The sequence below is a fragment of the Paraburkholderia sp. 31.1 genome (assembly GCF_014397645.1).
In the GTDB taxonomy this organism is placed as follows: domain Bacteria; phylum Pseudomonadota; class Gammaproteobacteria; order Burkholderiales; family Burkholderiaceae; genus Paraburkholderia; species Paraburkholderia tuberum.
The window spans coordinates 55,964-82,024 of sequence record NZ_VZQN01000022.1 but is presented as its reverse complement, the minus strand read 5'-3'; the positions used below and the strand labels follow the sequence as shown (position 1 = coordinate 82,024).

Annotated in this window: 25 protein-coding genes and 2 pseudogenes; 17 read left to right on the top strand and 10 right to left on the bottom strand. The window is 62.2% G+C overall.

Going from position 1 to position 26,061, the window contains the following annotated elements; all coding sequences use genetic code 11:
• The first annotated feature begins 29 nt into the window (after positions 1-29).
• Both F6X37_RS18505 and F6X37_RS18500 read left to right on the top strand, forming a co-directional pair.
• Positions 30-971 (top strand): sterol desaturase family protein, encoded by a 942-nt coding sequence (locus F6X37_RS18505; RefSeq protein WP_262419961.1) that lies wholly within the window; start codon positions 30-32, stop codon positions 969-971.
• Positions 971-2,125 (top strand): acyltransferase family protein, encoded by a 1,155-nt coding sequence (locus F6X37_RS18500; protein WP_187612317.1) that lies wholly within the window; start codon positions 971-973, stop codon positions 2,123-2,125. The genes F6X37_RS18505 and F6X37_RS18500 overlap by 1 nt, the downstream gene beginning before the upstream one ends.
• A 36-nt stretch (positions 2,126-2,161) precedes the next feature.
• Here F6X37_RS18500 and F6X37_RS18495 read toward each other — a convergent pair.
• Positions 2,162-2,281, bottom strand: a pseudogene (locus F6X37_RS18495) (IS5/IS1182 family transposase); the annotation flags it as partial.
• 83 nt (positions 2,282-2,364) lie between these two features.
• On the opposite strand from F6X37_RS18495, the gene F6X37_RS18490 reads away from it, so the two are divergent.
• Positions 2,365-3,099, top strand: coding sequence for a haloacid dehalogenase type II (locus tag F6X37_RS18490; protein WP_187612316.1), 735 nt, complete (start codon positions 2,365-2,367; stop codon positions 3,097-3,099).
• On the opposite strand, the gene F6X37_RS18485 is transcribed toward F6X37_RS18490, so the two are convergent.
• Positions 3,082-3,681 carry an NUDIX domain-containing protein gene (locus F6X37_RS18485; protein ID WP_187612315.1) on the bottom strand — a complete coding sequence of 200 codons (600 nt, stop codon included), beginning with the start codon at positions 3,679-3,681 and terminating at the stop codon, positions 3,082-3,084. The two genes, F6X37_RS18490 and F6X37_RS18485, sit on opposite strands and share 18 nt — an antisense overlap.
• Before the next feature lie 79 nt (positions 3,682-3,760).
• Between F6X37_RS18485 and F6X37_RS18480 the strand changes: the two genes are divergently transcribed.
• The 6 genes from F6X37_RS18480 to F6X37_RS18455 all read left to right on the top strand — a co-directional run bounded on the left by F6X37_RS18480 (position 3,761) and on the right by F6X37_RS18455 (position 10,950).
• On the top strand, positions 3,761-4,516 hold the full coding sequence (locus tag F6X37_RS18480) for a DeoR/GlpR family DNA-binding transcription regulator (protein WP_184045063.1): 756 nt from the start codon (positions 3,761-3,763) through the stop codon (positions 4,514-4,516).
• Between the two features lie 341 nt (positions 4,517-4,857).
• A complete protein-coding gene (locus tag F6X37_RS18475; RefSeq protein ID WP_018422645.1) occupies positions 4,858-5,658 on the top strand; it encodes a transporter substrate-binding domain-containing protein in 801 nt (266 codons plus the stop codon).
• 361 nt (positions 5,659-6,019) lie between these two features.
• Positions 6,020-7,693, top strand: a complete 1,674-nt coding sequence (treA, locus tag F6X37_RS18470) for an alpha,alpha-trehalase TreA (protein WP_187612314.1) — start codon at positions 6,020-6,022, stop codon at positions 7,691-7,693.
• 54 nt (positions 7,694-7,747) lie between these two features.
• Positions 7,748-8,116 carry a DUF2784 domain-containing protein gene (locus F6X37_RS18465; RefSeq protein WP_187612313.1) on the top strand — a complete coding sequence of 123 codons (369 nt, stop codon included), beginning with the start codon at positions 7,748-7,750 and terminating at the stop codon, positions 8,114-8,116.
• A 548-nt stretch (positions 8,117-8,664) separates the two neighbouring features.
• Entirely contained in the window at positions 8,665-10,500 is a 1,836-nt protein-coding gene (locus tag F6X37_RS18460) for a S10 family serine carboxypeptidase-like protein (RefSeq protein WP_187612312.1), read from the top strand.
• Positions 10,501-10,551: 51 nt separating this feature from the next.
• Positions 10,552-10,950, top strand: coding sequence for a 2-oxoglutarate dehydrogenase (locus F6X37_RS18455; protein ID WP_187612311.1), 399 nt, complete (start codon positions 10,552-10,554; stop codon positions 10,948-10,950).
• Positions 10,951-11,065: 115 nt separating this feature from the next.
• Here F6X37_RS18455 and F6X37_RS18450 read toward each other — a convergent pair whose 3' ends face one another.
• The 3 genes and pseudogenes from F6X37_RS18450 to F6X37_RS18445 all read right to left on the bottom strand — a co-directional run bounded on the left by F6X37_RS18450 (position 11,066) and on the right by F6X37_RS18445 (position 12,321).
• Positions 11,066-11,479 (bottom strand): VOC family protein, encoded by a 414-nt coding sequence (locus F6X37_RS18450; protein ID WP_090810736.1) that lies wholly within the window; start codon positions 11,477-11,479, stop codon positions 11,066-11,068.
• A gap of 111 nt (positions 11,480-11,590) precedes the next feature.
• Positions 11,591-11,779, bottom strand: a pseudogene (locus tag F6X37_RS36400) (amidohydrolase family protein); the annotation flags it as partial.
• A gap of 8 nt (positions 11,780-11,787) precedes the next feature.
• Positions 11,788-12,321: a helix-turn-helix domain-containing protein gene (locus F6X37_RS18445; RefSeq protein WP_187612310.1), complete on the bottom strand. Its 534-nt coding sequence runs from the start codon at positions 12,319-12,321 to the stop codon at positions 11,788-11,790.
• A gap of 243 nt (positions 12,322-12,564) precedes the next feature.
• Between F6X37_RS18445 and F6X37_RS18440 the strand changes: the two genes are divergently transcribed.
• Positions 12,565-12,783 (top strand): hypothetical protein, encoded by a 219-nt coding sequence (locus tag F6X37_RS18440; RefSeq protein WP_187612361.1) that lies wholly within the window; start codon positions 12,565-12,567, stop codon positions 12,781-12,783.
• Positions 12,784-12,928: 145 nt separating this feature from the next.
• Here F6X37_RS18440 and F6X37_RS18435 read toward each other — a convergent pair whose 3' ends face one another.
• Positions 12,929-14,002, bottom strand: a complete 1,074-nt coding sequence (locus F6X37_RS18435; protein ID WP_187612309.1) for an AI-2E family transporter — start codon at positions 14,000-14,002, stop codon at positions 12,929-12,931.
• A gap of 385 nt (positions 14,003-14,387) precedes the next feature.
• Here F6X37_RS18435 and F6X37_RS36950 point away from each other — a divergent pair, with 385 nt between their 5' ends.
• Positions 14,388-14,519 (top strand): hypothetical protein, encoded by a 132-nt coding sequence (locus F6X37_RS36950; protein WP_262419967.1) that lies wholly within the window; start codon positions 14,388-14,390, stop codon positions 14,517-14,519.
• Positions 14,520-14,558: 39 nt separating this feature from the next.
• Here the strand turns inward: F6X37_RS36950 and F6X37_RS18430 are convergent, their stop codons facing one another.
• Complete coding sequence (locus tag F6X37_RS18430) at positions 14,559-15,347, bottom strand: hypothetical protein (protein ID WP_316251984.1); 789 nt, start codon at positions 15,345-15,347, stop codon at positions 14,559-14,561.
• A gap of 380 nt (positions 15,348-15,727) precedes the next feature.
• On the opposite strand from F6X37_RS18430, the gene F6X37_RS18425 reads away from it, so the two are divergent.
• The gene (locus tag F6X37_RS18425; protein ID WP_187612307.1) at positions 15,728-17,314 is read left to right on the top strand and encodes a phospholipase D family protein; all 1,587 of its coding nucleotides are present in this window, start codon (positions 15,728-15,730) and stop codon (positions 17,312-17,314) included.
• A gap of 8 nt (positions 17,315-17,322) precedes the next feature.
• Here the strand turns inward: F6X37_RS18425 and F6X37_RS18420 are convergent, their stop codons facing one another.
• Positions 17,323-17,877, bottom strand: coding sequence for a hypothetical protein (locus F6X37_RS18420; protein ID WP_410451380.1), 555 nt, complete (start codon positions 17,875-17,877; stop codon positions 17,323-17,325).
• Positions 17,878-17,983: 106 nt separating this feature from the next.
• Entirely contained in the window at positions 17,984-18,367 is a 384-nt protein-coding gene (locus tag F6X37_RS18415) for an SHOCT domain-containing protein (protein ID WP_018422661.1), read from the bottom strand.
• A 245-nt stretch (positions 18,368-18,612) separates the two neighbouring features.
• On the opposite strand from F6X37_RS18415, the gene F6X37_RS18410 reads away from it, so the two are divergent.
• A complete protein-coding gene (locus F6X37_RS18410) occupies positions 18,613-18,831 on the top strand; it encodes a hypothetical protein (protein WP_143037291.1) in 219 nt (72 codons plus the stop codon).
• 82 nt (positions 18,832-18,913) lie between these two features.
• Here F6X37_RS18410 and tssH read toward each other — a convergent pair whose 3' ends face one another.
• On the bottom strand, positions 18,914-21,607 hold the full coding sequence (gene tssH / locus F6X37_RS18405; RefSeq protein ID WP_187612306.1) for a type VI secretion system ATPase TssH: 2,694 nt from the start codon (positions 21,605-21,607) through the stop codon (positions 18,914-18,916).
• Positions 21,608-22,261: 654 nt separating this feature from the next.
• Between tssH and F6X37_RS18400 the strand changes: the two genes are divergently transcribed.
• Genes F6X37_RS18400 through tssF form a run of 4 tightly spaced genes read left to right on the top strand, consistent with a single transcriptional unit; the run spans position 22,262 to position 26,060 of the window.
• The gene (locus F6X37_RS18400) at positions 22,262-22,843 is read left to right on the top strand and encodes a TagK domain-containing protein (protein ID WP_262419960.1); all 582 of its coding nucleotides are present in this window, start codon (positions 22,262-22,264) and stop codon (positions 22,841-22,843) included.
• Positions 22,827-23,663 carry a type VI secretion system accessory protein TagJ gene (locus F6X37_RS18395; RefSeq protein WP_187612304.1) on the top strand — a complete coding sequence of 279 codons (837 nt, stop codon included), beginning with the start codon at positions 22,827-22,829 and terminating at the stop codon, positions 23,661-23,663. Before F6X37_RS18400 ends, F6X37_RS18395 begins: the two co-directional genes overlap by 17 nt.
• Complete coding sequence (gene tssE / locus F6X37_RS18390) at positions 23,660-24,178, top strand: type VI secretion system baseplate subunit TssE (RefSeq protein WP_187612303.1); 519 nt, start codon at positions 23,660-23,662, stop codon at positions 24,176-24,178. The genes F6X37_RS18395 and tssE overlap by 4 nt, the downstream gene beginning before the upstream one ends.
• A gap of 1 nt (position 24,179) precedes the next feature.
• Complete coding sequence (tssF, locus tag F6X37_RS18385; RefSeq protein WP_090810718.1) at positions 24,180-26,060, top strand: type VI secretion system baseplate subunit TssF; 1,881 nt, start codon at positions 24,180-24,182, stop codon at positions 26,058-26,060.
• The last annotated feature ends 1 nt before the right edge of the window (position 26,061 follow it).

Here is a 26,061-nt window from a genome sequence, read left to right as displayed (position 1 = left end):
GACGGTGTGATGCGCCCCCGAGAGCCTTTATGTCCCACTATCCTCATCCTCATGGCAGCGTTGTGCAGCACAGCATTCGAAGACCTCCACATCTCGAATCGGGGAAAAAGATGCAAACGTTCGATGTGTTGACTTATGTTGCTCATACCTTGCGTGCGGGAGAGCGCGTAGGTGTTGCCTCTATTCTCTGCGTCGCCGTCGAGATAATGCTGCCGTATGGCAAGGTGTCGTTTGCATCACGCGCGCGCGGCATTCTGTTTCACATTTGTTATTTGTTTATAGGTGGGCTTTTCTTCGAACTTTATCATTCTGTGATCGTCGCACTGCATATCCGACCGCTTTTCTCGATATCGCTTGACGGCGTATTGGATTCGCCGCGGCCAGTCTGGCGCGCCACCGGCATCGCACTTGCTATCGCTGGGGCGTTACTGATTGGTGATTTGCTGTACTACTGGTTCCATCGCGCGCAGCATACGTTCGGTTTCTTATGGCGGTTCCACCAGGTCCACCATTCGATTCGCGAGATGAATGTGTGGAACTGCAATATGCATGTATCGGAGGAGTTGCTCCGTCCCCTCGTTGTCACGCTTCCAATGGCACTACTGATCGACTTCCATCCTCCATTCCTATGGTCGTTGATTGGCATGGTGATACTCATTCAGGGCACCTTCGAGCACGCCGATACACGCATCAGCTTTGGCCCGATTTCCTATCTGTTCCCAGACAATCGATTTCATCGAATTCATCATTCAGTCGAGTTGCGCCATTACAACCGAAATTTCGCTGCAGTCGTGACCTTATGGGACGTATTGTTTGGGACCGCACACTTCCCGAAGAAAGGCGAATGGCCCGATGTCGGTCTTGACTACACTGATGAACCTGACGGTCTGGTTGATTATCTGCTGATGCCATTCACCGTCAGGCTACCCGCCACCGCTGTACAAGACCCATCCTCACGGAGGACGGAGTGATGTCCCCACTCGCAACGACACTCGGATCGCGGCTTGCCGATGCGAAAAACAGGCCATCGGGTTTCGACTACATGCGTCTCGTGCTCGCCGTCCTCGTGGTCGCGAGCCACACCATTAACGTCTGTTATGGTCACAAGTTCACTCAAGCGGTATGGTCCGGGCCTGCACGAGCACCGCTCGCGCTAATTTTGCCAATGTTCTTCGCTCTGAGCGGTTTCCTGGTTGCTGGCAGCTTCGAACGTTGCCGCACGATCGTTTCCTTCTGCGGGCTGCGGGTACTGCGGCTGCTACCTGCATTGGCGGTCGACACGCTGATCGCCGCATTGCTGATCGGGCCGTTCTTTACCACGCTTCCACTTCATCAATATTTCACTGATCCCGAGTTCCGGGCGTACTTCCTGAACATTCTCGGAGACGTTCATTTCGAGCTGCCAGGTATGTTCGCCAACAATCCTTGGCCGGATGCAATCAATCAGCAATTGTGGACGTTACCGTTCGAACTAGCCTGTTACGTCGCATTGACTATTGCGTCGTATGCCGGCATGGCACAACGACCGCATCTTTTACTCGCCGCATCGATTGGTGCGAACGTCTTACTCGTTGCGCTTGCGCACCGTTCCGGTTCGGCTGGTATGACCGTACACGGACCGATGCTCGTTCTCTGTTTCTTCTATGGCGTTTGCGCGTACCAGTTCCGCAACCGGATCGTCTGGAGTTCATGGCTCGGCGTGCTATCTGGCCTCGTCGCAGTGATTTGCCTATCCGTTCGCGGCGCGGATTACTTCGCGGCGCTGCCCGCCGCCTATCTGACCGTCTTTCTCGGACTCACGCAACCAAGACGCCACCGCTTTGTCGCAAGCGGTGACTACTCATACGGCATCTTTCTTTACGGTTTCCCGATACAGCAATCTGTGGCCGCGATGCTTGCCCCGGCCGCGCTCACCTGGTACGTTCATTTTCCGATTTCCCTCGCCCTCACACTTCTCTTTGCAATGATGTCGTGGCATGGCGTCGAAAAGCGTGCCCTGAAACTGCGCGGCTTGCTAGACCGTATCGAAACCGGTGCGTTGCATATCGCCGCCGCCGTACCGGGGGGGCGATATCTCGTACCGGCGCCCGCGGTCCGAATCACGAAGTCGCCGACCCTCGAATGATCGTCAGAAGGCGGGGAAAGGCAGCCGCAAAGATTCAATCTCGCGCAATTCGTAGCGGCGCTGCGGTGCGTCTTTGCTCATCATGGTCAGATACGGAGCAGCGAAATACCACTCTTCATCCAATACATCCGTTGGGTAGGGCCTGCGTTTTTTCATGCCGCCAGGATACCAGGTCTGGCGCGAAGTTCCGAACACGCATCTAAGATGGGTGGTTCCCGTCAGAGCCACAAAGGAAGGTCATGGGCATCGACTCGACACATCAAACCGCCATCAAAGCTTTCGTGTTCGATGTCTTCGGAACCGTGGTTGACTGGCGAAGCGGCGTCGCGCGCGAAGCGCAACCGTTTCTGCAGCGGCACGCGCCGAATCTCGACGCATCCGACTTCGCGGACGCATGGCGACGCGAGTATTCGCCCGCGATGGAAGAAGTGCGTAGCGGACGCAGACCGTATGTGCGTCTCGACGTGCTGCACCGGGAAAACCTCGTCAAAGTGCTGGCGCGTTTCGGCATCGCCAATGTTCCCGAACCGGAGATCGATGAGTTGAACCTGGCCTGGCATCGGCTGGACCCCTGGCCCGATGCCGTCGACGCATTGCGGCGCCTGAAGGCGCGCTTCATCATCGCACCGCTATCCAACGGCAACATTCGCCTGATGGTGGACATGGCAAAGCGTGCCGGTCTGCCTTGGGATGCCATTCTCGGTGCCGAAGTCGTCCGCGCTTATAAACCCTCGCCGCTGGTCTATAGCGAAACGGCGGAAATTCTCGGCATTGCGCCACGCGAATTATGCCTCGTGGCCGCGCATAACAACGATCTCGCCGCTGCCCGGCGCGTCGGCTTGAGCACCGCGTTCGTCGTGCGGCCCACCGAGCATGGCCCTCAACAGACGAGCGATCTGAAGGCGGACGAGGCGTGGGACTTCATCGTCGACGATCTGCACGAACTCGCGACGCAACTAGGCTGCGCGCGCTGACGCAAACCCACGCAAGGCGACGTACTGCAACAGCATGATCGTCTTGCCGTCGACGATTTCCCCTGCGTCGACCGCTCGCAACGCGGCGTGCAACGGCATTTCGATCACCTCGAGATCTTCCCCTTCATCCTCGACGCCGCCGCCGTCGTTGACCCGCATCGACGCGTCGTACTCGCCGACATAGAAGTAGAGCTTTTCGGTTACGGATCCCGGGCTCATGTAGGCCTCGAAAATCTTGTGGACCTGACCCACGCGATACCCCGTTTCCTCCTCGACTTCGAGCCGGATGCGTTCTTCCGGCGAAGCGTTGTCGAGCAACCCGCCCGGCGCTTCGATCATCATGCCGTCGTGACCGTTCACGAACGCGGGCATGCGGAATTGTCGCGTGAGTATCACGTTGCCGGTGCGCGGACTGTGCAGCAGGATCGTCGCGCCGTTGCCGCGATCGTAGGTCTCGCGGTTCTGCCGCTGCCATCTGCCATCGCGACGCAGGAAATCGAACGTCACCTTCTTCAGCGTGTACCAGTCGTCGGATAGCAAGGTCGTTCCGACGATGCGAACCCGGTCTTTCGTTGCGGTCATGGCGCCTCCTGTCGACCATGGACAATGATTCATGGTATCGTGCAACTTCGTGCAATTTCAAGATATTTCGTGCAATGCAATGTTGACGACCCAACGCAAGAAAGCGATCCTCGACGAACTCGCGCGCAACGGGCAGGTCCTGGCAGGCGAGCTGAGCGCGGCGTTTGGCGTGTCGGAAGACACGATCCGCCGCGATCTACGCGAACTGGCCGCGCAGGGGCGCTTGCAGCGCGTCCACGGCGGCGCGTTGCCCGCGTCGGCGGCGCTCGCGTCATTCGAGCAGCGTCAGGACATCGAGACGCTCGCCAAGCGGCGCATCGCTCGGCGAGCGGTCGAACTGATCGCGCCGGGGCAAACCGTGATCGTCGACGGCGGCACCACGTCGGCGCTATTGGTCCAGGCGCTGCCGTCCGATTTGCACGCGACCATCGTCACGCATAGTCCGAGCGTCGCCACGGCGCTTGCCGCGCATCCTTGTGTCGAGGTGATCCTGATTGGCGGCCGGCTTTACAAACATTCGATCGTGGCCGTCGGCGCCGCGGCGATGGAAGGCATTTCGCGCATCCATGCCGACCTGTACTTCATGGGGGTGACCGGCGTGCATCCCAGCGCTGGGCTGAGCACCGGTGACTTCGAGGAAGCCGCGATCAAGCGCGCGCTCGCCGCGCGGGCGGCGGAAACGGTCGTGCTTGCGTCATCGTCGAAACTGAACGCCGCATCGCGGTTCGTGATCGGCGAGATCAAACTCGCGCAGACCATCGTGGTCGAGAAGAAGACCCGCGCGGAATTGACGAAGCCGATCGAAGCGGCTGGGGTGACTGTGGTGAGAGCGTAGGGGTGGCGCGCCCTGGATCACGCGTCCGTCGGGCGTACGCCGCCCGATCACACCCGCGCATGACGGATAGACATAGAAGGCGCCGGTCGGACGAGGACAATAGAATCCATCGATCGCATTCAGTCTATCCACCACGAGATCGCGCCGCTGCGATTTTTCGAAGCCGGAGTTTCATCCGCGCGCGGCCGCTTCCGAACAAAGATAAAACAGGCGACTTCTGGAGTGCTAGGATGACGCGCGCAACCCGGCTTGTTCCACGAAGCGACACTGCCGGGTTGCCGACACGATGGTGAAATCGTTGCGTTGTGCAGCCTGATACTCAAGTACAGAGGAGACACTCAATGAAACTTTCGAAGCTGCTTATAAACGCGTTGGCGCTCTCGGCTCTCAGCTTTACCGCGGTCGCGGCTCATGCCGAAGATCTGCTCGACTCGGTCAAACAGGCCGGAGTCCTGAAGATCGGTCTCGAAGGCACCTATCCGCCGTTCGACTCGCGCAACAAGGACGGCGAGCTCGAAGGCTTCGACGTCGATGTCGCGAAAGCCGTGGCGGCGAAGCTCGGCGTAAAGCCGGTATTCATTCCGACCGAGTGGAGCGGCATTATCGCGGCGCTGCAGAGCGGCAAATTCGACGTGATCATCAATCAGGTCACCATTACCCCGCAACGCAAACAGGTTCTTGATTTCAGCCAGCCGTACACGTACTCGGCCGCGCAGCTGATCCAACGGGCGGACGACAAGCGTGAGTTCAAATCGCTCGACGAATTCAAGGGCGACAAGAAGATCGGCGTGACGCTCGGCACCAACTACGACCAGATGGCCCGCGCGGTACCTGGCATCAACGTGCAAACTTATCCGGGTGCGCCCGAGAAACTGCGCGATCTCGCCGCCAGGCGTATCGATGCGACGATCGACGACCGGCTGATGCTGCCGTACATCATCAAGAACTCGCAGTTGCCGTTGCGTACGGGCGCGGTGCTGAAAGGCGCCGAGCAGGAAATGGGCATCCCGTTCCGCAAGGACAATCCGAAGTTCGCGAAAGCACTCGACGACGCGCTGACCCAAATGAAGCAGGACGGCACGCTCAAGAAGATCTCGATGCACTGGTTCGGCACGGACGTGACTCAGCCTATCGCGCAGTAATTTTCTCGTTGTTCTCGCGTACCCGCGCCGAGCTGCCGAATGGTCGACGCGGGTACGCCGCTTGCTCGCTGAGCGGTTTCTGCCGCGCAATCGCTCGCGATCAACGCTTCCATTGCTTCGAATCACGAAGCAAGCGCGGATACGCCATTACGCGCACCTTCTCCCTCGTTCATCACGTTTCATTCTTCGTGCTGAATGCATGCACGCTCTGCTGCGCCGCAGTTGCCTGATGCTTCGAAAGCGTGCGATGCTTTCGGAGCCATTGATCCGGCCACCTCGTGTCGGACTCGCATGTCGCCGGGAGACGACCTCGAATGGCACGCGATGAGACCAGTGAAATGCCCACAACCTTGGAGGCATCATGAGCATTCAATCACTGTCTCGCAGCCGCAACGCATCAACCGCCCATCTCTTCCCCAGCTCAAGTAAGTACTTCGTGCCGCGGCGTTCGCCGATCACGCTCGGCGTCGCCTGCATCGCCTCGCTCGTCTTCGCATCCGCGAGCTGTCTGGCCGATATCCAGGTGGGCGCTACGCTGCCGCCGGCGCCCGACATTCTGTACGGCGATCTGTTCGTCGCCGTGCAAACCGCGCAGATCTTCGCCGACCAGAAGACGTTCGTCGACGCGACGCCGAATGGCAATCCCGCCGCGATCGTCCAGCTATACGAAACGCAGAAGAACCAGCCCGGCTTTTCGCTGCAGAAATTCGTCAGCCAGTACTTCACGCCGCCGCCCGATCAGAGCATCACGCCGCCGCCGAACCAGAGTCTGCGCGAGCACATCGACTGGCTCTGGGACGGCCTCACGCGCACGACGACGAGCGCGCCCGACTACAGCTCGCTGATCCCGCTGCCCAAACCATACGTCGTGCCGGGCGGCCGCTTTCGCGAAGGCTACTACTGGGATACCTATTTCACGATGCTGGGGCTGCAGGAGTCCGGACGTGAAGATCTCGTCGACGATATGCTCGACAACTTCGCGTACATGATCGACACGTTCGGCCACATACCGAACGGCAATCGCACGTACTATCTGAGCCGCTCGCAGCCGCCGTTCTACTCGTATATGGTGGAGCTCGCGGCGCAAAAGGAAGGCAACAAGGTTTATCAGAAGTACCTGCCTGTGCTGCGCAAGGAGTACGCGTACTGGATGCAAGGCTCGTCCAGCACGCCGAGCGGCGGCGCTACGCGCAATGTGGTCGTGCTCAACGATGGCACCGTGCTCAACCGCTACTGGGACGATCTGGACACGCCGCGCGACGAGTCGTACCTCGAGGACGTGCAGACCGCGCAGGCGAGCGGCCGGCCGGCCAACCAGGTCTACCGCGATCTGCGCGCGACCGCCGAAAGCGGCTGGGATTTCAGCTCACGCTGGTTCGGCGACAACCAGACGCTCGCAACGGTGCGCACGACATCGATCATCCCGGTCGATCTGAACAGCCTGTTGTTCCATCTGGAGACGACGATCGCGCGCGGCTGCTCGGAGACACGCGACTTCCGTTGCGTCGCGCAGTTCATCGGCTACGCGGCGCGGCGCGCGGAAGGCATCAACCGCTATCTGTGGAATAGCCACGGCTACTACGGCGACTACGACTGGCAACTCGGCAAGTCGCGCGACAACCAGACACCGGCGATGCTGTATCCGCTGATGGCCGGCGTGGCGTGGCCCGATCGCGCGTGGAAGACCGCCCAGACCGTGCAGAATGTGCTGCTCAAGCAGGGCGGCCTTACGACGTCGACCTATAACACCACGCAGCAATGGGACGCGCCGAACGGCTGGGCGCCGTTGCACTGGATCGCGATTCAGGGCCTCAAGCGCTACGGACGCGCCGACCTCGCGCAGCCGATCGGCACGCGCTTTCTCGCGGACGTCGAGAACGTCTACAACACGCAGCACAAGCTCGTCGAGAAATACGTCGTGGAAGGCGCGGGCGAAGGCGGCGGCGGGGGTGGCGAGTATCCGCTGCAGGACGGCTTCGGGTGGACCAATGGCGTAACCTTGATGCTGCTCGATCTGTATGGCAATGGGCAGTGAGTCCCCGCGGCATCGTCAAGCGAGTGTCGTGCGGCTAGTCCCAATGGAAGCAGGATGATCTGGCTCGCCAATATTGTTCTCGTGCTGCACGCGCTGATCGTGGTGTTTATCGTCGGCGGACTATTCGCCATCTGGATCGCCCACGGTTTGGGACTCCCGTGGGCGCGCAATCGCACATTCCGGACGGTACATGTTCTCGCCATCGGTATCGTGGCGACCCTTGCGGTGCTCAATGTGCCGTGCCCGTTAACCGTTCTGGAGGATCGTCTGCGCACGGGAACGGTCGGTCCGCAGGGCTTCATACAGCGCTGGGTCAGCGCCTGGCTGTATTACGACTTTCCGGGCTGGGTGTTCGTAGTCGCCTATGTCGCGTTCTTGCTGGCAGTGATTGTTACGTGGTACCGAATTCGGCCACGAGCGTGACGGGCGTACCGCCGCCCCGCTCGCCGAAGCGATCGACGCCGCCCGGACGGAAATTCCCCAGCCTGCTATTTTTTTTAATTCTATTGAGGACGCGTTTTCACCGGTTAAATTTACCATTAAGTTATATTTATCAAACGCAATTAATTCCGACGACATAACCACGAGAATCCGCAGTTCCTCGTCGCCATTCAATGCAATTCGGATAAATCCGCCAGCGTTTTTCTGCCCCCCATGCGGCGGCGACCGCGCCAGCGCTCGATCTCAAAGTGCTACTCCTCCACAAGATCCGACTTTATTCTGAATCGCATAATTGCCGCTTGATCCTTGACAAGACCGCATTTCGCATCCTATTTTCACTCTTGCTGTAAGCATCGGAAAGATTCAATTTTTAATTTCCCTTGAAATGTCGAGATAAATCGACAGGGAATTCCTTTATCCATTCAATTAGCAATTACAGAAAGCGAATGGAAATATTGATGCAAGTATTTTGAATTAATGCATTGCGAAAAGCGGCCTTTGTGTAGCGGTATCACTCACCAGGGAACGAGATGAATCCAGACAGAAGGAGTACCGACGATGGTCGCGTCCGTCGTCATGGCCGGCTCGCCGCGCTAAGCGCGCTGACACTCGGAATCGTTATGCTCGCCGGATGCGGCGGCGGCGACGGAGGTTCGTCGGCGTCGGCGGTACCAAGCGGCATGGCGCAGGTCGCCAATCAGGCGCAAGCGGCGTCGGCGCCGCAGACGCCATCCGCCAATCAGCCCTACACCGATCTCACCACCTATTCGACGAGTGCGACGTCCGGGATAGCCGCGTCGCTGGTCGCGGAGAAAGCGGCGATCATGCATTACCAATGGACGTCCGGCAGCACCACCGTCAATTACACGACGACCACGGGCCACCTGAGCGCAATGGATCTGACGAGCGGCGCACCCGAAGCGACGATGTCCTACGTGGCCTACACGGCGCCGAGCACGAATGGCAAACCGCGCCCCGTGACGTTCGTCTATAACGGCGGGCCGGGTTCTTCGTCGATCTGGCTGCGTCTCGGATCGTTCGCGCCGACGCGCGTCGCGACCACCGATCCGCTGCTGAACGGCACCAGCTGGCCGAACTACCCGCTTGTGAACAACACCGAGAGCCTGATCGACACGACCGATCTCGTGTTCATCGATCCGCCTGGCACGGGCCTCTCCGAAGCGATCCTGCCGAACACGAACCAGACCTACTGGAGCACCGATGCGGACGCGAACATCATGCGCGACTTCATCATCCGCTACCTGACGGTCAATTCACGCAGCAGCTCGCCGATCTATCTGTACGGCGAATCGTACGGCACGCCTCGCACCGACATCCTCGCGCTCGCGCTCGAATCGGCCGGCGTGCAACTGACGGGGATCACGCTGCAGTCTTCGATCCTGAACTACTTCGCGGACGCGATCGAGGCGGTGGCAATCACGGGTTCGCCCGACCAGCTCGCGCTCGAAACCGATACATTGAGCGGCTACATGCCGGGCTACGCCGAGGTCGCGGCGTACTACGACCAGGTATCGCCAGCGCCAGTGAGTCAGGCGACCTACGCGCTTCGCAGCGAGGCGTTCGTGACCGCCAACTACAACCTGTTCAAGAATTATTCGCTGTACTGGACCTTGAGCCAGCTCGGCGCGCCCACCTACGCGGGACCGCCGAACTTCCCGCCGACGTGGCTGGAGAAGTTCTGGGACGCCGAATCCGGTCTCACGTTGCAGGCGATGCAGGGCTACTTCAACATCAATCCGTTCAACCTCACGCTGGTGCCAGGCTCGACGATAGGCCGCTACGATGGTCGCGTGTCGTTGCCCAACTCGGACTCGCGTCTGCAGAGCGACGGCGACCCGTCGGACATCCTGATCTCACTGCCATTCACCAATGCATTGGCGACACAGATGCCGGATTACCTCGGCTACACGGCGCCGAACGCGGCGTACATGCCGCTGAACGACGCAATCATCGAGGTGTGGGATTTCTCGCACGGCGGCCAGCCGCTGCCCGACACGATCCCCGATCTGCTCGGCGCGCTAAAGCTGAATCCGCAACTGAAGGTGCTGGCGGAAAACGGCTTCCACGATCTCGCCACGCCGTTCTTCAATACCGAGAAGGAGCTCGCGCGGCTCAAGACGGTCCAGGGTCTCAACCCGAATCTGCAGGTCAACTTCTTCCAGGGCGGACATATGATTTATCTGGATGACGTGGCGCGCCCGCAGATGAAGGCGGATCTCGCGGCCTTCTATGGCGGCACGCCGATAGCGGGCGCGCTGACGCTCGCGACGCTGCCTCAGCCGTGGGCCGACGAAGCGTCAGCCGCCACGCCGACGAGCGAGGCGCTCGCCGCGGCCGCGCCCTGATCGATGGTGGTTTCGCTTCGCGCGAAACCCTCTGACTACTTTTTATGGCGAATGATCATGTCTTCAATCGATATCTTGCGACGCACTCTGGCGTTGATCGTCCTCGGTGTGATCGTCGGCAGTGCGCATGCGTTGCCGCCCCAGCCGGTGGCGCCCGTGACGCTACCCAACGGCGGACACGGCGTGGACGGTCCGTTCTTTCCTCGTAACCGTGCCAACGCGGTCGCGCCGACCACCGGCTCGACGCTGCAGCAGCAGGCTCAGCAGCAAGTGGAGAGCAGACTGGGCGCGAAATCGGTGCTCAGCAACGGCTCGTCGATCACCAAGGCCCAGGCGCAAAGCAATGGGCTTGGCTATATCGCCAGGCATTTTGACGAGATCGATACCGCGCATTCGGGCCGCGTGACGTTGAACGACGTTCGGCAGTATCTGCAGCAGCATCAGCAGTGAGAGTCCGGTAGTCCAGTGGTCCGGGATGACGGCCGGCGGTGCGTCGCGATCGTGCGACGCACCGCCGGCCGTATGCGGCTGCGCGCCGCGCCCGCGCGCGGCGGATCGCTCACGCTCACTTGCCCGTTGCCGCCTGGATCATCTTCCATCCATTGCCCGCCGGATCGCGAAAGCCCGCATCGACGCTGCCGAAACGATCCACCGGCTCCTGCGTGAATTCCACGCCGCGCGCCTTCAACTGCTCGTAGCTCGCGCGACAGTCGGCAACGGACAGCACCAATGGCGGCATCGCCCCCTTCGCGACCATCGCGCGCAGCGTTTGCGCGGTCGCTTCATCGTGGACCGGCGGCCCCGGCGCGAACAGTCCCAACTGGAAAGTCGGCTGTTCCGGGTGCTGGACCGTGAGCCAGCGGTAAGCACCGTTGCGCACGTCGGTGTGGACGCGAAAGCCGAGTTTGTCGACGTAGAACGAAAGCGCCGCATCCTGATCGTCGACGTACAAACCGACCACATTGATACCCTGATTCATGACTCCTCCCTCGCTGGTTGAGGGTTCGACTGTATCGCTGGCCACGCGGCGGCGCTTCTCCAAAACTGCGATCGGCAGGTTCGGGCGTTTGCCCGGCCTTCGGCACGCCGGCGCGCCGGTTTCGGCGACGACCGTGCGAATCTCGTTCTCCGAGTAACCGAGCGCGCCGATCGGATCGGTCGGCGACGCGACGCCGCCGGAGGCCATGATCTTGATCTGGTCGGCGCCCATCTGCGGTTCTTCGCGCACGGCGCGGCGCAACGCGTCGACGCCATCGACGACCCGGCTCAATGCACCGATACCCTCATTCACGACGTCTCGCTGGTAGGAGGCTCGGCAGTGTCGCCGACCACGCGGCGGCGCTTTTCCAGAACTGCAGTCGTCAGATCGGGGCGTTGTGCGGCCTTCAGCACGCAGGCGGGCACGCGATCGAGTTCAGCGGGATTGGCGCGTGCCTGCACGCGCATCTCGCTCGGGCTCAGGCCGGTAATGTCGCGAAAGACGCGGCCGAACGTGCCGAGGCTTTCCCAGCCGGTCGCGAACGCGATGTCGGTGATGCCGAGGTCGGTATCGCGCAGCAGTGTGGTGGCCTGCTCGATACGCCGCGTCAGCAGATAGCGGTGTGGCGGCACGCCGAAGGCCCGCTTGAACGAACGCGCGAAGTGCGCTTCCGACACGCCGCTGACTTCAGCCAGCCGCCGCACCGGCCAGGCTTCGTGCGACGCGGCGTCGATGCGGTCTTTCGCACGCAGCAGGCGACGCAGCAGCGCCGGGTCTTCGAGTGCTTCGGCGCCGCCCGAGACGGGGGTCGGCTGGACTGCAGGGTCGTGTGAGCCGGGCATATGTTCGCGTTAGAACCGATAGCCGATGCCCGGCCGCCGCCGCGCCAAGAACGATCGCGGCCATGAGGAGCGTCCAGGCAGGCTTTGTCATCGAGCGGCAGGCCTCGTGTTGATGGAACGACGCACAAGCTGCGGCCCCTGGCCCTGACCGCAACCCGAGGCCATTGTTGCACGGCTTTGCGTGAACCTCGCGTCAAAGGCCGATCGAAAATTTTTCGATTTATAAGAGATGGCAACGGTGCTGTGGACGATACCGCGAAGAACACCGACGCGTTCGACCCGGGTTCGGCGTCGAAGGCGGCCATGCAGGCGCTGACGACCGGCAGCACCACGACTTCATCGGCCGGCAAGATCGCGTTCGACGGCTACCTGGAGAACGTCGTGTTCGCCTACAACTACATCAGCACCGGCGACGACCAGCCAGACGTGGTCGGGTTCTTCGCAGTAAGCAGCAAGCGTTAAACGCTGATGGCAACAGCATGCGGCGGCGGCAAGCCGCACGCGTCGAGATAGACGTGTTTCATTCGACGGCCCGCGCGGACTATTCCGCACGGGCCGTTTTCATTTCATGCGCCGGGTCGATCACATGTCCGCCATGGTGGGCGCTTCACGCGGTCTGTTCGGTCTTGCCGTAAGTGAGCCGACCGTTTTTCGACAGCAGCACCGCAACCGGCCGTGTCATTTCGAACTCGGAGAAAATGATCGTCATGCTGGCGGTGATCGGCACCGCGAGAAAGGCGCCCGGCACGCCCCACAAAGCCGACCACACGGCCATGCTCGCGAGAATCGCGAACGGGCTCAGGTTCAGGGAGTTGCCCGTCAGATACGGATCGAGAATATTGCCGATCACGAAGTGAATCGCGGTCAACGACACCAGCACGACCAGGATCGAATTCAGGTCGCCGAACTGCAGCACCGACATCAGCACCGGGAACACGATCGCGAGCACCGAGCCGATATAGGGCACGTAGTTCAGCAGCGCGGTCAGTATCGCCCACAGCCCGGCGAACTCGAGGCCGACGCTGCGCATCAAGAGCCAGCAGATCCCGCCTAGCAGCACGCCGAGGAACGTCTTCAGCGCGAGATAGGCGCCAATGCGCCGGTTGATGTCGGTGACCACGCCCCGGATACGCGCCGCGTTGGTCGAATTGGCGGTCATGTTCGTCAGCTTGTCGCCGAACGTCCGGCGCTCGACCAGCAGAAAACTCGCATACAGCACGATCACGAACAGGTCGATGATCACCGACGACAGCGACGCCAGCATGCCGGTCACCATCGCCTGAATATTCAACTGTGTGAGCATGTTCCGCCGCAGCGATTCCCACGTCGGCTCGCTTTCGAGGTGCAGCAGCGTCGAAATCTTGTGGATCATCAGCAGGACCGAGTCCTGGTAGCGCGGCGCGAGCGCGACGAGCGCGTCGTAGTTCTCGACGAGCATGTCGACCGCGAAGAAGATCGCGGCACCGATCAGGAACATCGAGAGTCCGTAGCGCAACTGGACCGGCAGCCGCGGGCCGATCACCGGAATGCGTTGCAGCAGCCGCGTGAAGTCGACCACCACGTATACCGCGATCGCGCCGAACACGATCGGCACGAAAACCGCGCGCCCGATATACAGCACCCAGCCCACAATCAGCAGCAGCACCACTACATATACGGACGCTTGCAATCTGTCGGTCATTGGTCAGTGCTCCATGAATCCGCAAACAGGTGCGCCAGAGAGTCACCTCAGGGTCACCCGAGGACGAAGGCGATGGCCGGGCACGCGCCCGCCGTGCGATCCCCTTACCAGCCGGTCGCGCGATGGACAGCACTGATCTTCGCACAGAACGATGACAGCTCACATAAAAAGCGCGCCAGATCGCTCCGCCGGCAAACTCCGGGCCGACACCTCGAAATGCGCCCGCAGAATGTCGCGAAACGTTGTGATGCGCCGGATTCGCTCGTGAAACCCATCTGCTACGCTGCCCTAATCGGTTTCAATCACCTGACGTGATCCGAAGCGAGCGCCTGCGTCACGCGGTGGCAGCGCACGGCCGAATCCATGCAGTAAAGCCGCGCCGCGCGTGGGCGATTCGCGCCGCTATATGGGCGACTTGCGCAGTATCGAGCTGACGTCGTTGCGCGACATCACGCTGCAAATCGGTACGCCGCCGGTAAGCACGTTGGCGACGTATTCGTGGTACGAACCGCAGTGACGTCGGCCGGAGGCCGCGTCACTTCGCCATGGCGCGGCTTCAACGCGACGTACCCGAATGCCCGATACCGCCCGGCCCGCGCGGCACGATGCCCGCGACTGAGCGCGGCGCCGCGTTCGCGACCAGAATCATCGCCGCGCCGGCGAGACCGCTCGACACGTGCTTCAACGCATGGCCGGCGATCACGTGATGCGTCAGCTCCCATATCTGCCAATCGAGGCTTTCGAAAATCTTCGCGACCCCGTAGAAGACGATCACGAGCGTCCACGCGATCACGCCGTCCACCTTACGCGTGAGCGTCAGGCCGACGATCAGCATGAGCCCGCCGAACTGAAGAATCGCGTAAGGCCACAGGCTGTTGAACACGAGCCAGTAGCCGACGGTGGCGGGCGACACGACCACCATGATCAGCATCTGCGCCCAGCCGACGCGCTGTCCGCTCCACGACGTCCATAGCATGGCGAGGATGCCGGCGAACACAATGGTCATCGGCAGGCGGTCCCAGACGAGCGTCGCATCGTTCGGCGCCATGTGGTAGTAAGCCGAGCCGAACGCGGTGAAGAGCAGCCCGAGCGCGGCGACGACCATGCCGGGAAATTGCGCCGGCTGGTCGGACGCATGGCGCCGGACCCAACGCAGACAGAGCACACCGGCGATCAGAATGACGACGTTCGACAGCACGTCCGCCGCATGGTGCAGCGGCCCCAGCGAGCGTTGATCGGCGAAGTGGTGATACGAGGCCGGCTGCGCGAGCGGCCATATCATCTGCAGCGCGGTGCCCACCACGAAAAGCAGCACGCTAGCAAGCAGCAAGCGGGAGATCTTCACGTTGCTCGACTCCATAGTGGGCGAAACGCTCGAAGGCGCCGTGAACCGGACCCTTTATGACCCTTTACGCTGACACGGAGCGGATCACGCTCGATTGCATGGAAACCATGCGGTCGATGCGCAGCCGGGTTGGCCCCCGTTCGAATTCGCGCAGCCTGCCCGTATCATCGGACAAAGCGCTTTGCGCAACAAGAGCGTCGGGCGGCGCACCGATGGGCATGCGCTCATAGTATTCTTCTCAACCAATGCAAGTTGCGTGCAAGCATGCGCGCGACACCGTCAGGACAGGCGGTCGAGCGAAGCTTTGTCGAGCAACGCCACGCGATGTTCCGATTCTGGAACCGGCCGGCTCGCGCGACCCAAACGAAGACCTGGACTCCATGCAAGCGCAGATACACCACCCGTCGTTCCCGCATCGCCGATGGAGAAGCGCGCTGTGCGCGCTGCTGTGCGCAAGCCTGCTGGCCGGCTGCGCGCCGTTACCGTCGCTCGAGGGTCGCCAGGCGTCGCATGCGTTGTCGCCCGCGGTGGCGGCCACCACGGATCTCGGTCGCGCGGTCGCGCCCGAACTGGCCGCGCACGCGGGGCTGGCGGGCATTTATCCGCTGGCGGATGCGCATGTCGCGTTTGCCGCGCGCATGGACCTGATCCGTTCCGCGCAACGCACGCTCGACATCCAGTACTACATCTGGCGCGACGATCTGACCGGCACGCTGCTGCTCGAACAGATCCACGAAGCGGCGGACCGGGGCGTGCGGGTGCGCCTGCTGCTCGACGATCTCGGCATCGCCTCCGCGCTCGACCCGACACTGGCGGCGCTCGACGCGCATCCGAACATCGAGGTGCGCCTGTTCAACCCGTTCGTCGTGCGCAGCCCGAAAATCCTCGGCTTCGTGACCGACTTTTCGCGCGCCAATCGGCGCATGCACAACAAGTCCCTGACCGCCGACGCCACCGCGACGATCCTCGGCGGCCGCAACATCGGCGACGAGTACTTCGATGCCACCGACGGCGTCGTCTTCGCCGACCTCGACGTACTCGCGGTCGGACCGGCCGCGACCGACGTCTCGCGCGATTTCGACCGCTACTGGGCAAGCGCGTCGGCGTATCCGGTCGGGAAGATCCTGCCGCACGAGAGCGTCGATGAGCTGGCCACGCTGGAGCGTAATGCGCAGGCGATCGAGCAGGATCCTGCCGCCGCTGAGTACAAGCAAGCGCTGCGCGGCCCGCGCGTCGTGCAGAACCTGCTCGACGACAAGCTGCCGCTCGACTGGGCCAAAACGAAGATGATCAGCGACGACCCCGCGAAAGGCCTGAACAACGCGCCGCCGGAAGCGCTGATTTCCCACCAGCTCCGCGAAGTGATGGGCCAGCCGACGAAGTCGCTCGACCTCGTCTCCCCGTACTTCGTGCCGGCAAACACGGGCACGCGGTATCTGAGCGGGCTCGCCGCCCAGGGCGTCGACGTGCGGGTGTTGACGAACGCGCTCGAAGCGACCGATGTCGTCGCCGTGCACTCGGGCTATATGAGGCGGCGCGTCGAGTTGCTGCAAAACGGCGTGCACCTCTATGAATTGCGGCGCGTGGCGGGTGTCACCTACAAGAAAGAACAGTCGCCGGGGCCGTTCGGCAGTTCCGGGTCGAGCTTGCATGCGAAGACTTTCATCGTGGACTCCCAGCGGGTCTTCGTCGGTTCGTTCAACTTCGATCCCCGCTCCGCGCATCTGAATACCGAGCTTGGACTCGTCATCGACAGCACCGAGCTCGCGACGCGGGTCGATCGCAAGTTTCTCGCGCTGCTGCCGAGCGTCGCGTACGCGGTGCATCTCGACAAAAACGGCAAGCTGTACTGGATCGAAACCAACGGCGACGTCGAAACCCGCCACGACACCGAACCGAATACGACGTGGTACGCACGGCTCGGTGTTTGGATGCTGTCGATTATGCCAATTGAGTCGCTGCTATAGCTCACAGTTCAGAATCGTCGCAAATCGCGATCTCGCACGGGATCGGGCGTGCGCTGCGTCTCGCGCAACACGCCGTTGGTGTCGAACGCGAAATTGAACAACATGTGGTGGATGTTGCTTTCGATATAACGGTATGACCAGACTTCGCGTTGCGAGAGCCGGAAGAACTGCGTTTGCACGGGGCGGCCAAAATTGATCAGCACATCGTCGCGCGTCCATTTGCCGATTTCCGCGCGATTGAATTCGCTCAACTGCAAGACCTGACGCACGTCCACGATCTTGCCTGAAGCGTCGATGTCGGCGGCGACGGTGGTCGAGCCCATCGGCTGGGTCGGCCACATCAGTCGGCGGCCGCCCCCCGGCAGGTCATAGACTTCGCGCGGCGGACCCATGCGGGCGACGATCGCCGCTTGATCCTGACCCGCCTGGAATTGCTGCCACGGTTGCGCGCAAGCCGCGAGCATCAACGCCGTCGCACACGTGAGCGCGGCGCGGCGCAATGCCAGCGGCGCGCGCGCGGTTCGCGCGGCAGCGTTCCGAACGTGGGCGAGGCGGGTAAGCAAGGGTTCCTCCCGTTACGTTCGATCGCACGATCCCTCACCGCGCAAAAGCCGAGGCGACACGGGCTGCGCGCCCGCTCGCCCATGGCTGCAGTCAGGTAACCGACGCTTACTGCACGAGCTTCGCGCGCAGACGCGAGTGCTCTTCCCCGGAAATCGAACCGGACGCTTTCAGCTTGTCGAGCTTCTCGATTTCGTCGGCGACACTGAAGCCCACCACACTGCGCAGATCTTCGCGCACCTGCTTGGCCCGCGCCTGATCGCGTTCCGCCATGCCGCGATGCTGCGTGAGCAGATACGCGAAGATGCCGATATACGGCAGGATGATGAGAAAAATCACCCACAGAACCTTGCCCCATCCGGACACGTCATGGCGGCGGAACAGGTCGCTCGACACCGTGATCAACAGCCAGAACCACAGGATAAAGATGAAGATGGAGAAAACGTCGGCCAGAAAATTCGGGAATGTGAAACCATCATTAAAGAAAAGCATTGTTGTTCTCCAGTCATTCCGGTTGCAATTGAACGGCTTAACGGATTTCGAGCTATGGTTGCCCCGCTATGGATGACGCATACGATCAGCACGGCAGCGCCGAAAACCTACCATGACCGCATGTCGATTCGCACGCGCATTCATACTGTATGAAAGACATGCATGAGTTTCAATGGCTCGTTTAAAGCCGCAAACCCGCTGTTCGTCACGTCTTTCATTTGTGCTCCTCACTTCGGGCGCCGCAAATGCATGATGCGGATCTTTTTGTCTTTATAGCTTATCCCGATCGTGTAACGCGAGCAATTTTTAAGGATTCCGTTCGATTGACGATTTCTGGTGGTGTGGCGATCATGCCGCGTGGCATTGAACATGCATATGTGAAAATGATGTCAAAAAACCAGCGCTTTTGCCCGGCAAAAAAAATGCCAAAAGAGACGTTTGCGAAGCATCCATGCAGCCCCTGACCGGCCGGCTATGCGCCTCGTCACGCCGCTGCACGATCAACGACTCGTCATTCGCGATGCAGGTCACCGAGTGCGAAGCCGACTACACATGGCAGGACGACCGAACCACGAGCGCTTCAACAGGTGCCGCGGCTGGATCGGTCACCTCGATCGTCATATGCGTGAGCGCGCTTTTCGCTGCAAACGCATCGAGCCACTGCCGGGCGAGGCGCGGCAGCACGTGCTGTTCGATGAAGCCGATCAAAAGACGCGCACCGGTCTCCTGCACGAGGCAGCGCCCGACGATGTAGTCGACCACCTCCGCCGCATAACTCAGCGCGATGCGGTTGTTGTCCGCCATCCGCCGAACAACTCGATCGAGATGCAAACGCACGATCCGCGCGAGCGAATCCGAGCCCAGCGGACGATATGGCACCAGCGTCACGCGTCCGAGGAAGGCGGCCGGAAACGCCTTCAGCAATTCCGTCGAAAGCGCGGAACGCAGACCGTCAAAGTCCGGCGCAAGCATTTCGTCCGCGCATAGGCTCGCGCTCAGATCGGAGCCGACATTGCTGGTCATCAGGATGGTCGTATTGCGGAAATCGATATAGCGACCATCGCCGTCTTCCATGTAGCCCTTGTCCAGCACCTGGTAGAACATTTCGTGCACGTCGCCGTGCGCCTTTTCAATCTCGTCGAGCAGCACGACCGAGTACGGACGTCGGCGCACCGCTTCGGTCAGCACGCCGCCATCGCCGTACCCGACGTAGCCAGGCGGCGCGCCCTTGAGTCCCGAGACCGTATGCGCCTCCTGGTACTCGCTCATGTTGATCGTGATGAGGTTCTGCTCGCCGCCATAGAGCGCCTCCGCCAATGCGAGCGCGGTTTCCGTCTTGCCGACGCCGGACGGCCCCGCGAGCAGGAAGACGCCGAGTGGCTTGCGCGGGTCCGCGAGCCCGGCGCGCGCCGTCTGCACGCGCTCGCCGATCTGCTGCAACGCGTCGGGCTGGCCGATCACGCGCGCTGCCAGCGTGGCGGGCAGCACCTGAACGGCGCTGACCTCATCGGTGATCATGCGTCCGACTGGAATACCGGTCCAGTCAGAGACGATGTCGGCGACGATCGCTTCGCCGACTTCCGGGAACACGAATGGCGTATCCGCCTGCAGGTTCGATAACGTCCGCTCCAGCTCGCGCAACGTCTCCAGCGCGGTCGCCGCGCGATCGCGCACTTCGGCCTCAGGTCCGGCTGCGGCGGCGCGCTCGCTTTCGAGCTCGCGCGCGTGCGCCAGCGCCTTCGCCACATCGGCCTGGGCCTGCCAGGCGTTTTCGACAACACGTTCCTCGAGCTCGAACGTCGCGATGGTCGCCTTGACGTCGGCCAGCGCAGCCTCGCTGCCGAGCCCGATGCGCACCTCGTTTCCGAGCAGCTCGGCTTCGACGCGCGCGGCTTGCAAGCGCTCGCGTATCCGCTGCAATTCGCGCGGCGGCGCATGCTGCGATAGCGCGACGCGCGCGCAGGCGGTGTCGAGCAGGCTGATCGCCTTGTCCGGCAACTGACGCGACGGGATGTAGCGATGCGACAGTGTCACGGCTGCGCGAATCGCTTCGTCGAGAACCACGACGCCATGATGGCTCGCGAGCGTGCGCGCGAGTCCGCGGACCATATCGATCGCGGACGGCTCCTCGGGCTCGGCGATCTGCAGCACCTGAAAGCGCCGCGTGAGCGCGGGGTCTTTCTCGATGTGCCGCTTGTACTCGGCCCACGTCGTCGCGCCGATCGTGCGCAACGTGCCGCGGGCGAGCGCCGGTTTCAGCAGGTTCGCCGCGTCGCCGGTGCCGGCCTGGCCGCCGGCGCCGACCAGCGTGTGAATCTCATCGACGAACAGCACGACCGGCGCCGACGACTTTGCCGCCTCCTCGAGTACCGACTTCAGCCTGGCCTCGAACTCGCCCTTCATGCTCGCGCCGGCAAGCAGCGCACCGACGTCGAGGCTCAACAGCCGCACGTCGGCAAGTTTCGGCGGGACTTCGCCGGCCGCGATCGCGCGCGCGAGGCCTTCGACCACCGCCGTCTTGCCAACCCCGGCGTCGCCGGTCAGCAACGGATTGTTCTGACGCCGGCGCAACAGCACGTCGATCATCGTGCGAATCTCGACTTCGCGCCCAACCACCGGATCGATTTCACCGGCGCGCGCGCGTGCGGTCAGATCCGCGCAAAACTGCGCGAGTGCCGCGCCCTTCACCGACGCAGCGAGCGCACCGGACGCCTCGCCCGGCACCGCCGGCGAAAAGTCACTCTGGTCGTACGGGGTGTCCTCCGCTTCGGGGGAGCCGGCAATCCACGCCGGCAACGCATCGTGAAGGCCGTCGACGGCAATCTTGCCGAACTCCGGCGAAATGGCCAGCAGCAAGCGCCGCAACTCAGGCGTCTCGACAAGCGCCGCCATCAGCCATGCGCCGCGGATCCGACCGTCGCCGAATGCCAGCGTCGCGACCACCCACGCGCGCTCGATTGCCGTCTCGACGTGATGCGAAAAATCCGTGAGCGCGCTCGCGCCTGACGGCAGCGCGGCAAGCGCGGTCTGCAGGTCCCGCTCGAGCAGTTCGCGGCTGATGCCGCAGTGTCTGACGATGCGGTGCAGGTCGCTATCGGACTGCGCGAGCAACTGGTGCAGCCAGTGCGCGAGCTCGATATACGGGTTGCCGCGCAGCTTGGAAAACGCCGTTGCGGATTCGATGCTCCTGAAGAGCGTTGCGCCGAGCTTGCCGAACAACGCGTGGCGTGAAATGGACATGATGACGTTGCAGGTAAAGATGTTTGTAGCGGAAAGGCGTGGCCTCGCGTCGGCATCCCGCGCTCCGCGGGCAGGTATCCGAAAAAGCGCGCCGGCCAGCCAGACTGATCGAGCGACAAAGGATAGCCGGTCGATCGCTGCGTGTATTTGGGCCGTCGCCCATATTCCACTCGGGGAGCGCGAAGTAGCATTCATATCTTCCACGCGCCAACCCACATTTTCAGTTGGTGATCCTTTTATTTCTGCGGCGAGAGAGTTTTTACAAATGCGCGCTTTCCAGGCAAATCTCATTCGCCGTTGCATACGGGTCAGGCCATGACTGGATATCACGCACGCTGGGACCATTCGCCCTTCGAAGCAAGCGCGCTCAGGACCTTCGCACGAACGATCCAGTCTTTCCGGCTCGCTCCAACCGTTTCGCGAATCGATCGGTCGGAAATGAGTGAGGCAAGCCAGCGGGCCTTCGTAGGCGAGAACAGTCACGCCGGCGTGGAGGGTTCGCCACGCGCCAGGCCGAGCGCGCATACCGACCTTCAGCCTATGCCCGATTTATTACGGAACCCGCCTCTCGAAATAGCGAATGCGTCTGGAGACTTTGTCCAGGCACCACCGTCGAGCGTGAATTCTGCCGCGGATCGGGTCGAGCCCGTGCTCATGAACCCGGATGACTTCAGCGACCTGATCGCACTCGCCGACGAGGGCGATAACGATCTGCTGCAGTTGCGGCGCGAACCGCATCCAGCGGAACCCGGCGCACACGACGGCATGGCAAAGCTTCTGACAGCCGACATCGACGCAGCGGACCCGCTCGCCGCGCTCACGCTGGAATATCGTCACGCGCTGTTGAGCCAGAAGAGCGGCAATGCGCACGAGCCCAAGGCGTCGGCCGAAGATCACGGCGGGTCGATCATCGGCTCACCTCACGATCCGTTCGCCGAGCTTGTCGATCCGTCGCGTGCTGAAGCGTCGGTGTTCGACCTGCTGACGAAGGGGAAGAACATCGACAGCCTGCTCGATAGCCTTGACTCGTTCAGTGCCGAGCAGATTTTCGAGGCGGACGAAACGCACGAGATCCTCGCGCTGCTCGCGCCGCGCGGAATTCCCGCGCACCGTGCGAGCAGAACCGCGCAGCTTGCGCGCGAAGAACATCACATGATCAGTATGGACAGCCACATCGCCATGCCTGAATCGATCGAATACGAAGAGCCTGAATTTTCAGATGAAAATAACCGCTGACCTGCCCAAGTCGGACACGCCAACACTTCGCAGCCTGCTCGACGCGCAGACTTACTGCGAACTCAAGGAGCAAACCATCGACAACGTGCGCAAGCATCCGTCGAACGTGCGCGAACGCTGGCTGTTGTTCGAGCTGTTGTGCCTCGACGGTGAATGGAAACGCGCGTTACAACAGCTGCGAACCTGGGCCACGCTAGAGCCGGAAGGCACATCGCGTGCCCAGATGTATCGCGGGCTGATTCGCAGCGAGATGTTCCGCGCCGAGGTGTTCGCGGGTCAGCGCGCGCCGGGCGAGATCAACCCGCTGCCCGAGTGGGTGAAATCGCTGCTGCAAGCCAACGTCAAGCTGGGCGAGGGCAACCTCGCCGCCGCCGACGAACTGCGCGGCGCCGCGTTGAACGCCGCGCCGGCCACGCGCGGCGACAGCACGCAGATCGGCGCATTCGAGTGGCTGACCGATAGCGATAGCCGGCTGGGCCCCGTGTGTGAGCTGACCGTAGCGGGCGGGTATCGCTGGGTGCCGTTCGACTCGATGAAATCGCTGACACTCGGTCCGGTCACCGCGCTGACCGACCTCGTCTGGCGCTCGGCCGTCGTGGGCCTACGCGACGCGACTATCCTGCGCGGCTACCTGCCGGTGCGCTATCCCGGCTCGGAAAGTGGTCCCGCCGCCACCCGGCTCTCGCGCGAAACAACCTGGAAAGACGTAGGGGAAACCGGCGTGATCGCGCTCGGCCAGAAAACCTGGAGCACCGACAAGGGCGACGTCGGCCTGCTCGACATCGGCGAATGCCGGTTCAATCACGACGAGCACGTATGACCACGTCCGACGCGCGACACCGGCAAGCCTACATGCCGTCGCTGATCGACCGCCTGCTCGACGATGCGCCCGCGCGGCGCAGCGAGCGGCCGGAGGCCTATGCGCCCAATAGCGAAGGCATGCGCCGCATCATCCAGCGTGATCTCGGCCTGCTGCTCAACACGACGAACCTGGACGACGAAATGGACATCGCGCGCTACCCCATGCTAGCCGCGTCGGTCGTCAATTACGGCATTCCCGCGTTGTCCGGTAGCTACCTCACCAGTCGCAACTGGGAAACCGTCGAGAAGACGGTCCGCAACGCGATCGTTCGCTTCGAGCCGCGGCTGATTCCGGAGTCGCTGCGCATCCGGCCGCTCAATAGCAAGAACCCGGTACGCTACAACCAGCTCGAGTTCGAGATTCATGGCCTCATGCGCTGGTCGCCCTATCCACTGGAATTTCGCATCCAGAGTGCATTCGACATCGAAATGAATCACGTCACGTTCGAGCTGGGCTCCGGCAAGGGAAGTTGACATGGACCCACGATTTCTCGACTACTACAGCCGCGAACTGACCTACATGCGGGAAATGGCCGGCGAGTTCGCCGCCCAGCACCCGAAAATCGCGCGCCGCCTTGGCATGGAGGGCATCGACGTTGCCGACCCCTACGTGGAGCGGCTCATCGAGGCGTTTTGCTTCATGTCGGCGCGCACGCAGATCAAACTCGACGCCGAATTTCCGCGCTTTACGCAGCGCCTGCTCGAAGTGGTCTATCCGAACTATGTCGCGCCGACGCCGTCGATCGCCGTCGCGCAGTTGCGTCCGAGCCTGCGCGAAGGCGATTTCACGAGAGGGCTGAAGGTGCCCCGGCAAAGCATGCTGCGCTCGGCGATCCCGCCCGGCGAGCAAACCGCGTGCGAATTCCGCAGCAGCCAGGACGTCACGCTATGGCCTATCGAGATCGCCGAAGCCCGGCTCAGCGCCGTGCCGCCGGATATCCCCGACACCGATCGCCATCTGTTGCCGCACCTGCAATTGCGCGGCGCGTTACGGCTGCGCCTGCGCACAACAGGCGAAGTGAAGTTCAACCAGATGACAGACTTCGACCGGCTGCCCATTTACATCGGTGGCGACGAACGTATCGCTTCGCATCTGTTCGAGCTGATCCACGCCGGTAGCGTCGCCTCCGTCGTGCGCGCGTACGGCGCGTCGAGAGACGAAGGGCACGTGGTCGCGAAAACACCGGTCGAATTTGAAGGTCTGCAAGCGCAACAGGGTCTGCTGCCGCTCACGTGGAATACGTTTCACGGCCACAACCTGCTTCAGGAATACTTCGCATGCCGCCAGCGCTTCTATTTCTTTGCGCTGACGCAGCTCGCGGCGGGTCTCGCGCGCGTGGACAGCAAGGAGGCCGAGGTCGTGCTGCTGCTCGACCGCCTGCCGGAAGAGCTGGCCGCGCACGTCGACGCAGCGCGTTTCCTGCTGTTCTGTACGCCGGTCATCAACCTGTTTCGCAAGCGCACCGACCGCGTCGAAATCAATCGCGCGCAAACCGATTTTCATCTGCTCGCCGACCGCACCCGGCCGCTCGACTACGAGATTTTTTCGGTGTCGCGCGTATTCGGTCAGCGCGCGCAAACATCGCTCGAAGTCGAGTTCAATCCGCTTTATCAGACGCTGCATAGCGACGTGGGCAACCACGGCCGCTATTTTTCGGTGCGCCGTGAGCAGCGCGCGCTGTCGGCCAATGCACGCAAGTATGGCACCCGTACGCCGTATATCGGGACCGAGGTCTACGTGTCGCTCGTCGATCAGGCGGAGGCGCCGTACGCTGACGACATCCGCTACCTGTCGGTCGAAGCGTGGGTCACGAACCGTGACCTGCCGCGCCTGATCCCGCGTAACGGCAAAACCGACCTCACGATGTCGGACTCCGTGCCGATCGAGGGCGTGCGCCTCGTGCATGCACCGAGCGCGCCGCGCGCGCCGTACGCGAGCGGTGAAACGGCGTGGCGTCTGATCAGGCAGCTGAGCTTCAACTACATGCCGCTCGCCGAACTCGACCACGGCGACGGCGGCCAGGCGCTGCGCAACATGCTCGGCCTCTTCATCGCCCCAGGCGAGCGCGAACAGGCACGGCAGATCGAGGCACTCGTCGGCGCACGCACTGAACCGGTGGTCCGGCGTCTGCCGGGCGACGGACTACTCGTGTATGGGCGTGGCGTGCGCTGCGAACTGACGGTCGACGAAACCGGCTTCTCAGGCATCAGCCCGTATCTGCTCGGCCTCGTGCTCGAGCATTACCTCGCGCGCCACGTCTCGATCAACGTGTTCACCGAAACCGAACTTCGTTCGATGCAACGTGGCCTGATCACCCAATGGCGGCCACGCATGGGCGGACGCGGAGCGGTATGAG

Coding starts and splice junctions, on each gene's coding strand:
- F6X37_RS18505 (WP_262419961.1), top strand. CDS start 30: ATGTCCCACTATCCTCATCCTCATGGCAGCGTTGTGCAGCACAGCATT.
- F6X37_RS18500 (WP_187612317.1), top strand. CDS start 971: ATGTCCCCACTCGCAACGACACTCGGATCGCGGCTTGCCGATGCGAAA.
- F6X37_RS18490 (WP_187612316.1), top strand. CDS start 2,365: ATGGGCATCGACTCGACACATCAAACCGCCATCAAAGCTTTCGTGTTC.
- F6X37_RS18485 (WP_187612315.1), bottom strand. CDS start 3,681: ATGACCGCAACGAAAGACCGGGTTCGCATCGTCGGAACGACCTTGCTA.
- F6X37_RS18480 (WP_184045063.1), top strand. CDS start 3,761: ATGTTGACGACCCAACGCAAGAAAGCGATCCTCGACGAACTCGCGCGC.
- F6X37_RS18475 (WP_018422645.1), top strand. CDS start 4,858: ATGAAACTTTCGAAGCTGCTTATAAACGCGTTGGCGCTCTCGGCTCTC.
- treA (WP_187612314.1), top strand. CDS start 6,020: ATGAGCATTCAATCACTGTCTCGCAGCCGCAACGCATCAACCGCCCAT.
- F6X37_RS18465 (WP_187612313.1), top strand. CDS start 7,748: ATGATCTGGCTCGCCAATATTGTTCTCGTGCTGCACGCGCTGATCGTG.
- F6X37_RS18460 (WP_187612312.1), top strand. CDS start 8,665: ATGAATCCAGACAGAAGGAGTACCGACGATGGTCGCGTCCGTCGTCAT.
- F6X37_RS18455 (WP_187612311.1), top strand. CDS start 10,552: ATGATCATGTCTTCAATCGATATCTTGCGACGCACTCTGGCGTTGATC.
- F6X37_RS18450 (WP_090810736.1), bottom strand. CDS start 11,479: ATGAATCAGGGTATCAATGTGGTCGGTTTGTACGTCGACGATCAGGAT.
- F6X37_RS18445 (WP_187612310.1), bottom strand. CDS start 12,321: ATGCCCGGCTCACACGACCCTGCAGTCCAGCCGACCCCCGTCTCGGGC.
- F6X37_RS18435 (WP_187612309.1), bottom strand. CDS start 14,002: ATGACCGACAGATTGCAAGCGTCCGTATATGTAGTGGTGCTGCTGCTG.
- F6X37_RS18425 (WP_187612307.1), top strand. CDS start 15,728: ATGCAAGCGCAGATACACCACCCGTCGTTCCCGCATCGCCGATGGAGA.
- F6X37_RS18415 (WP_018422661.1), bottom strand. CDS start 18,367: ATGCTTTTCTTTAATGATGGTTTCACATTCCCGAATTTTCTGGCCGAC.
- F6X37_RS18410 (WP_143037291.1), top strand. CDS start 18,613: ATGCATGATGCGGATCTTTTTGTCTTTATAGCTTATCCCGATCGTGTA.
- tssH (WP_187612306.1), bottom strand. CDS start 21,607: ATGTCCATTTCACGCCACGCGTTGTTCGGCAAGCTCGGCGCAACGCTC.
- F6X37_RS18400 (WP_262419960.1), top strand. CDS start 22,262: ATGAACCCGGATGACTTCAGCGACCTGATCGCACTCGCCGACGAGGGC.
- F6X37_RS18395 (WP_187612304.1), top strand. CDS start 22,827: ATGAAAATAACCGCTGACCTGCCCAAGTCGGACACGCCAACACTTCGC.
- tssE (WP_187612303.1), top strand. CDS start 23,660: ATGACCACGTCCGACGCGCGACACCGGCAAGCCTACATGCCGTCGCTG.
- tssF (WP_090810718.1), top strand. CDS start 24,180: ATGGACCCACGATTTCTCGACTACTACAGCCGCGAACTGACCTACATG.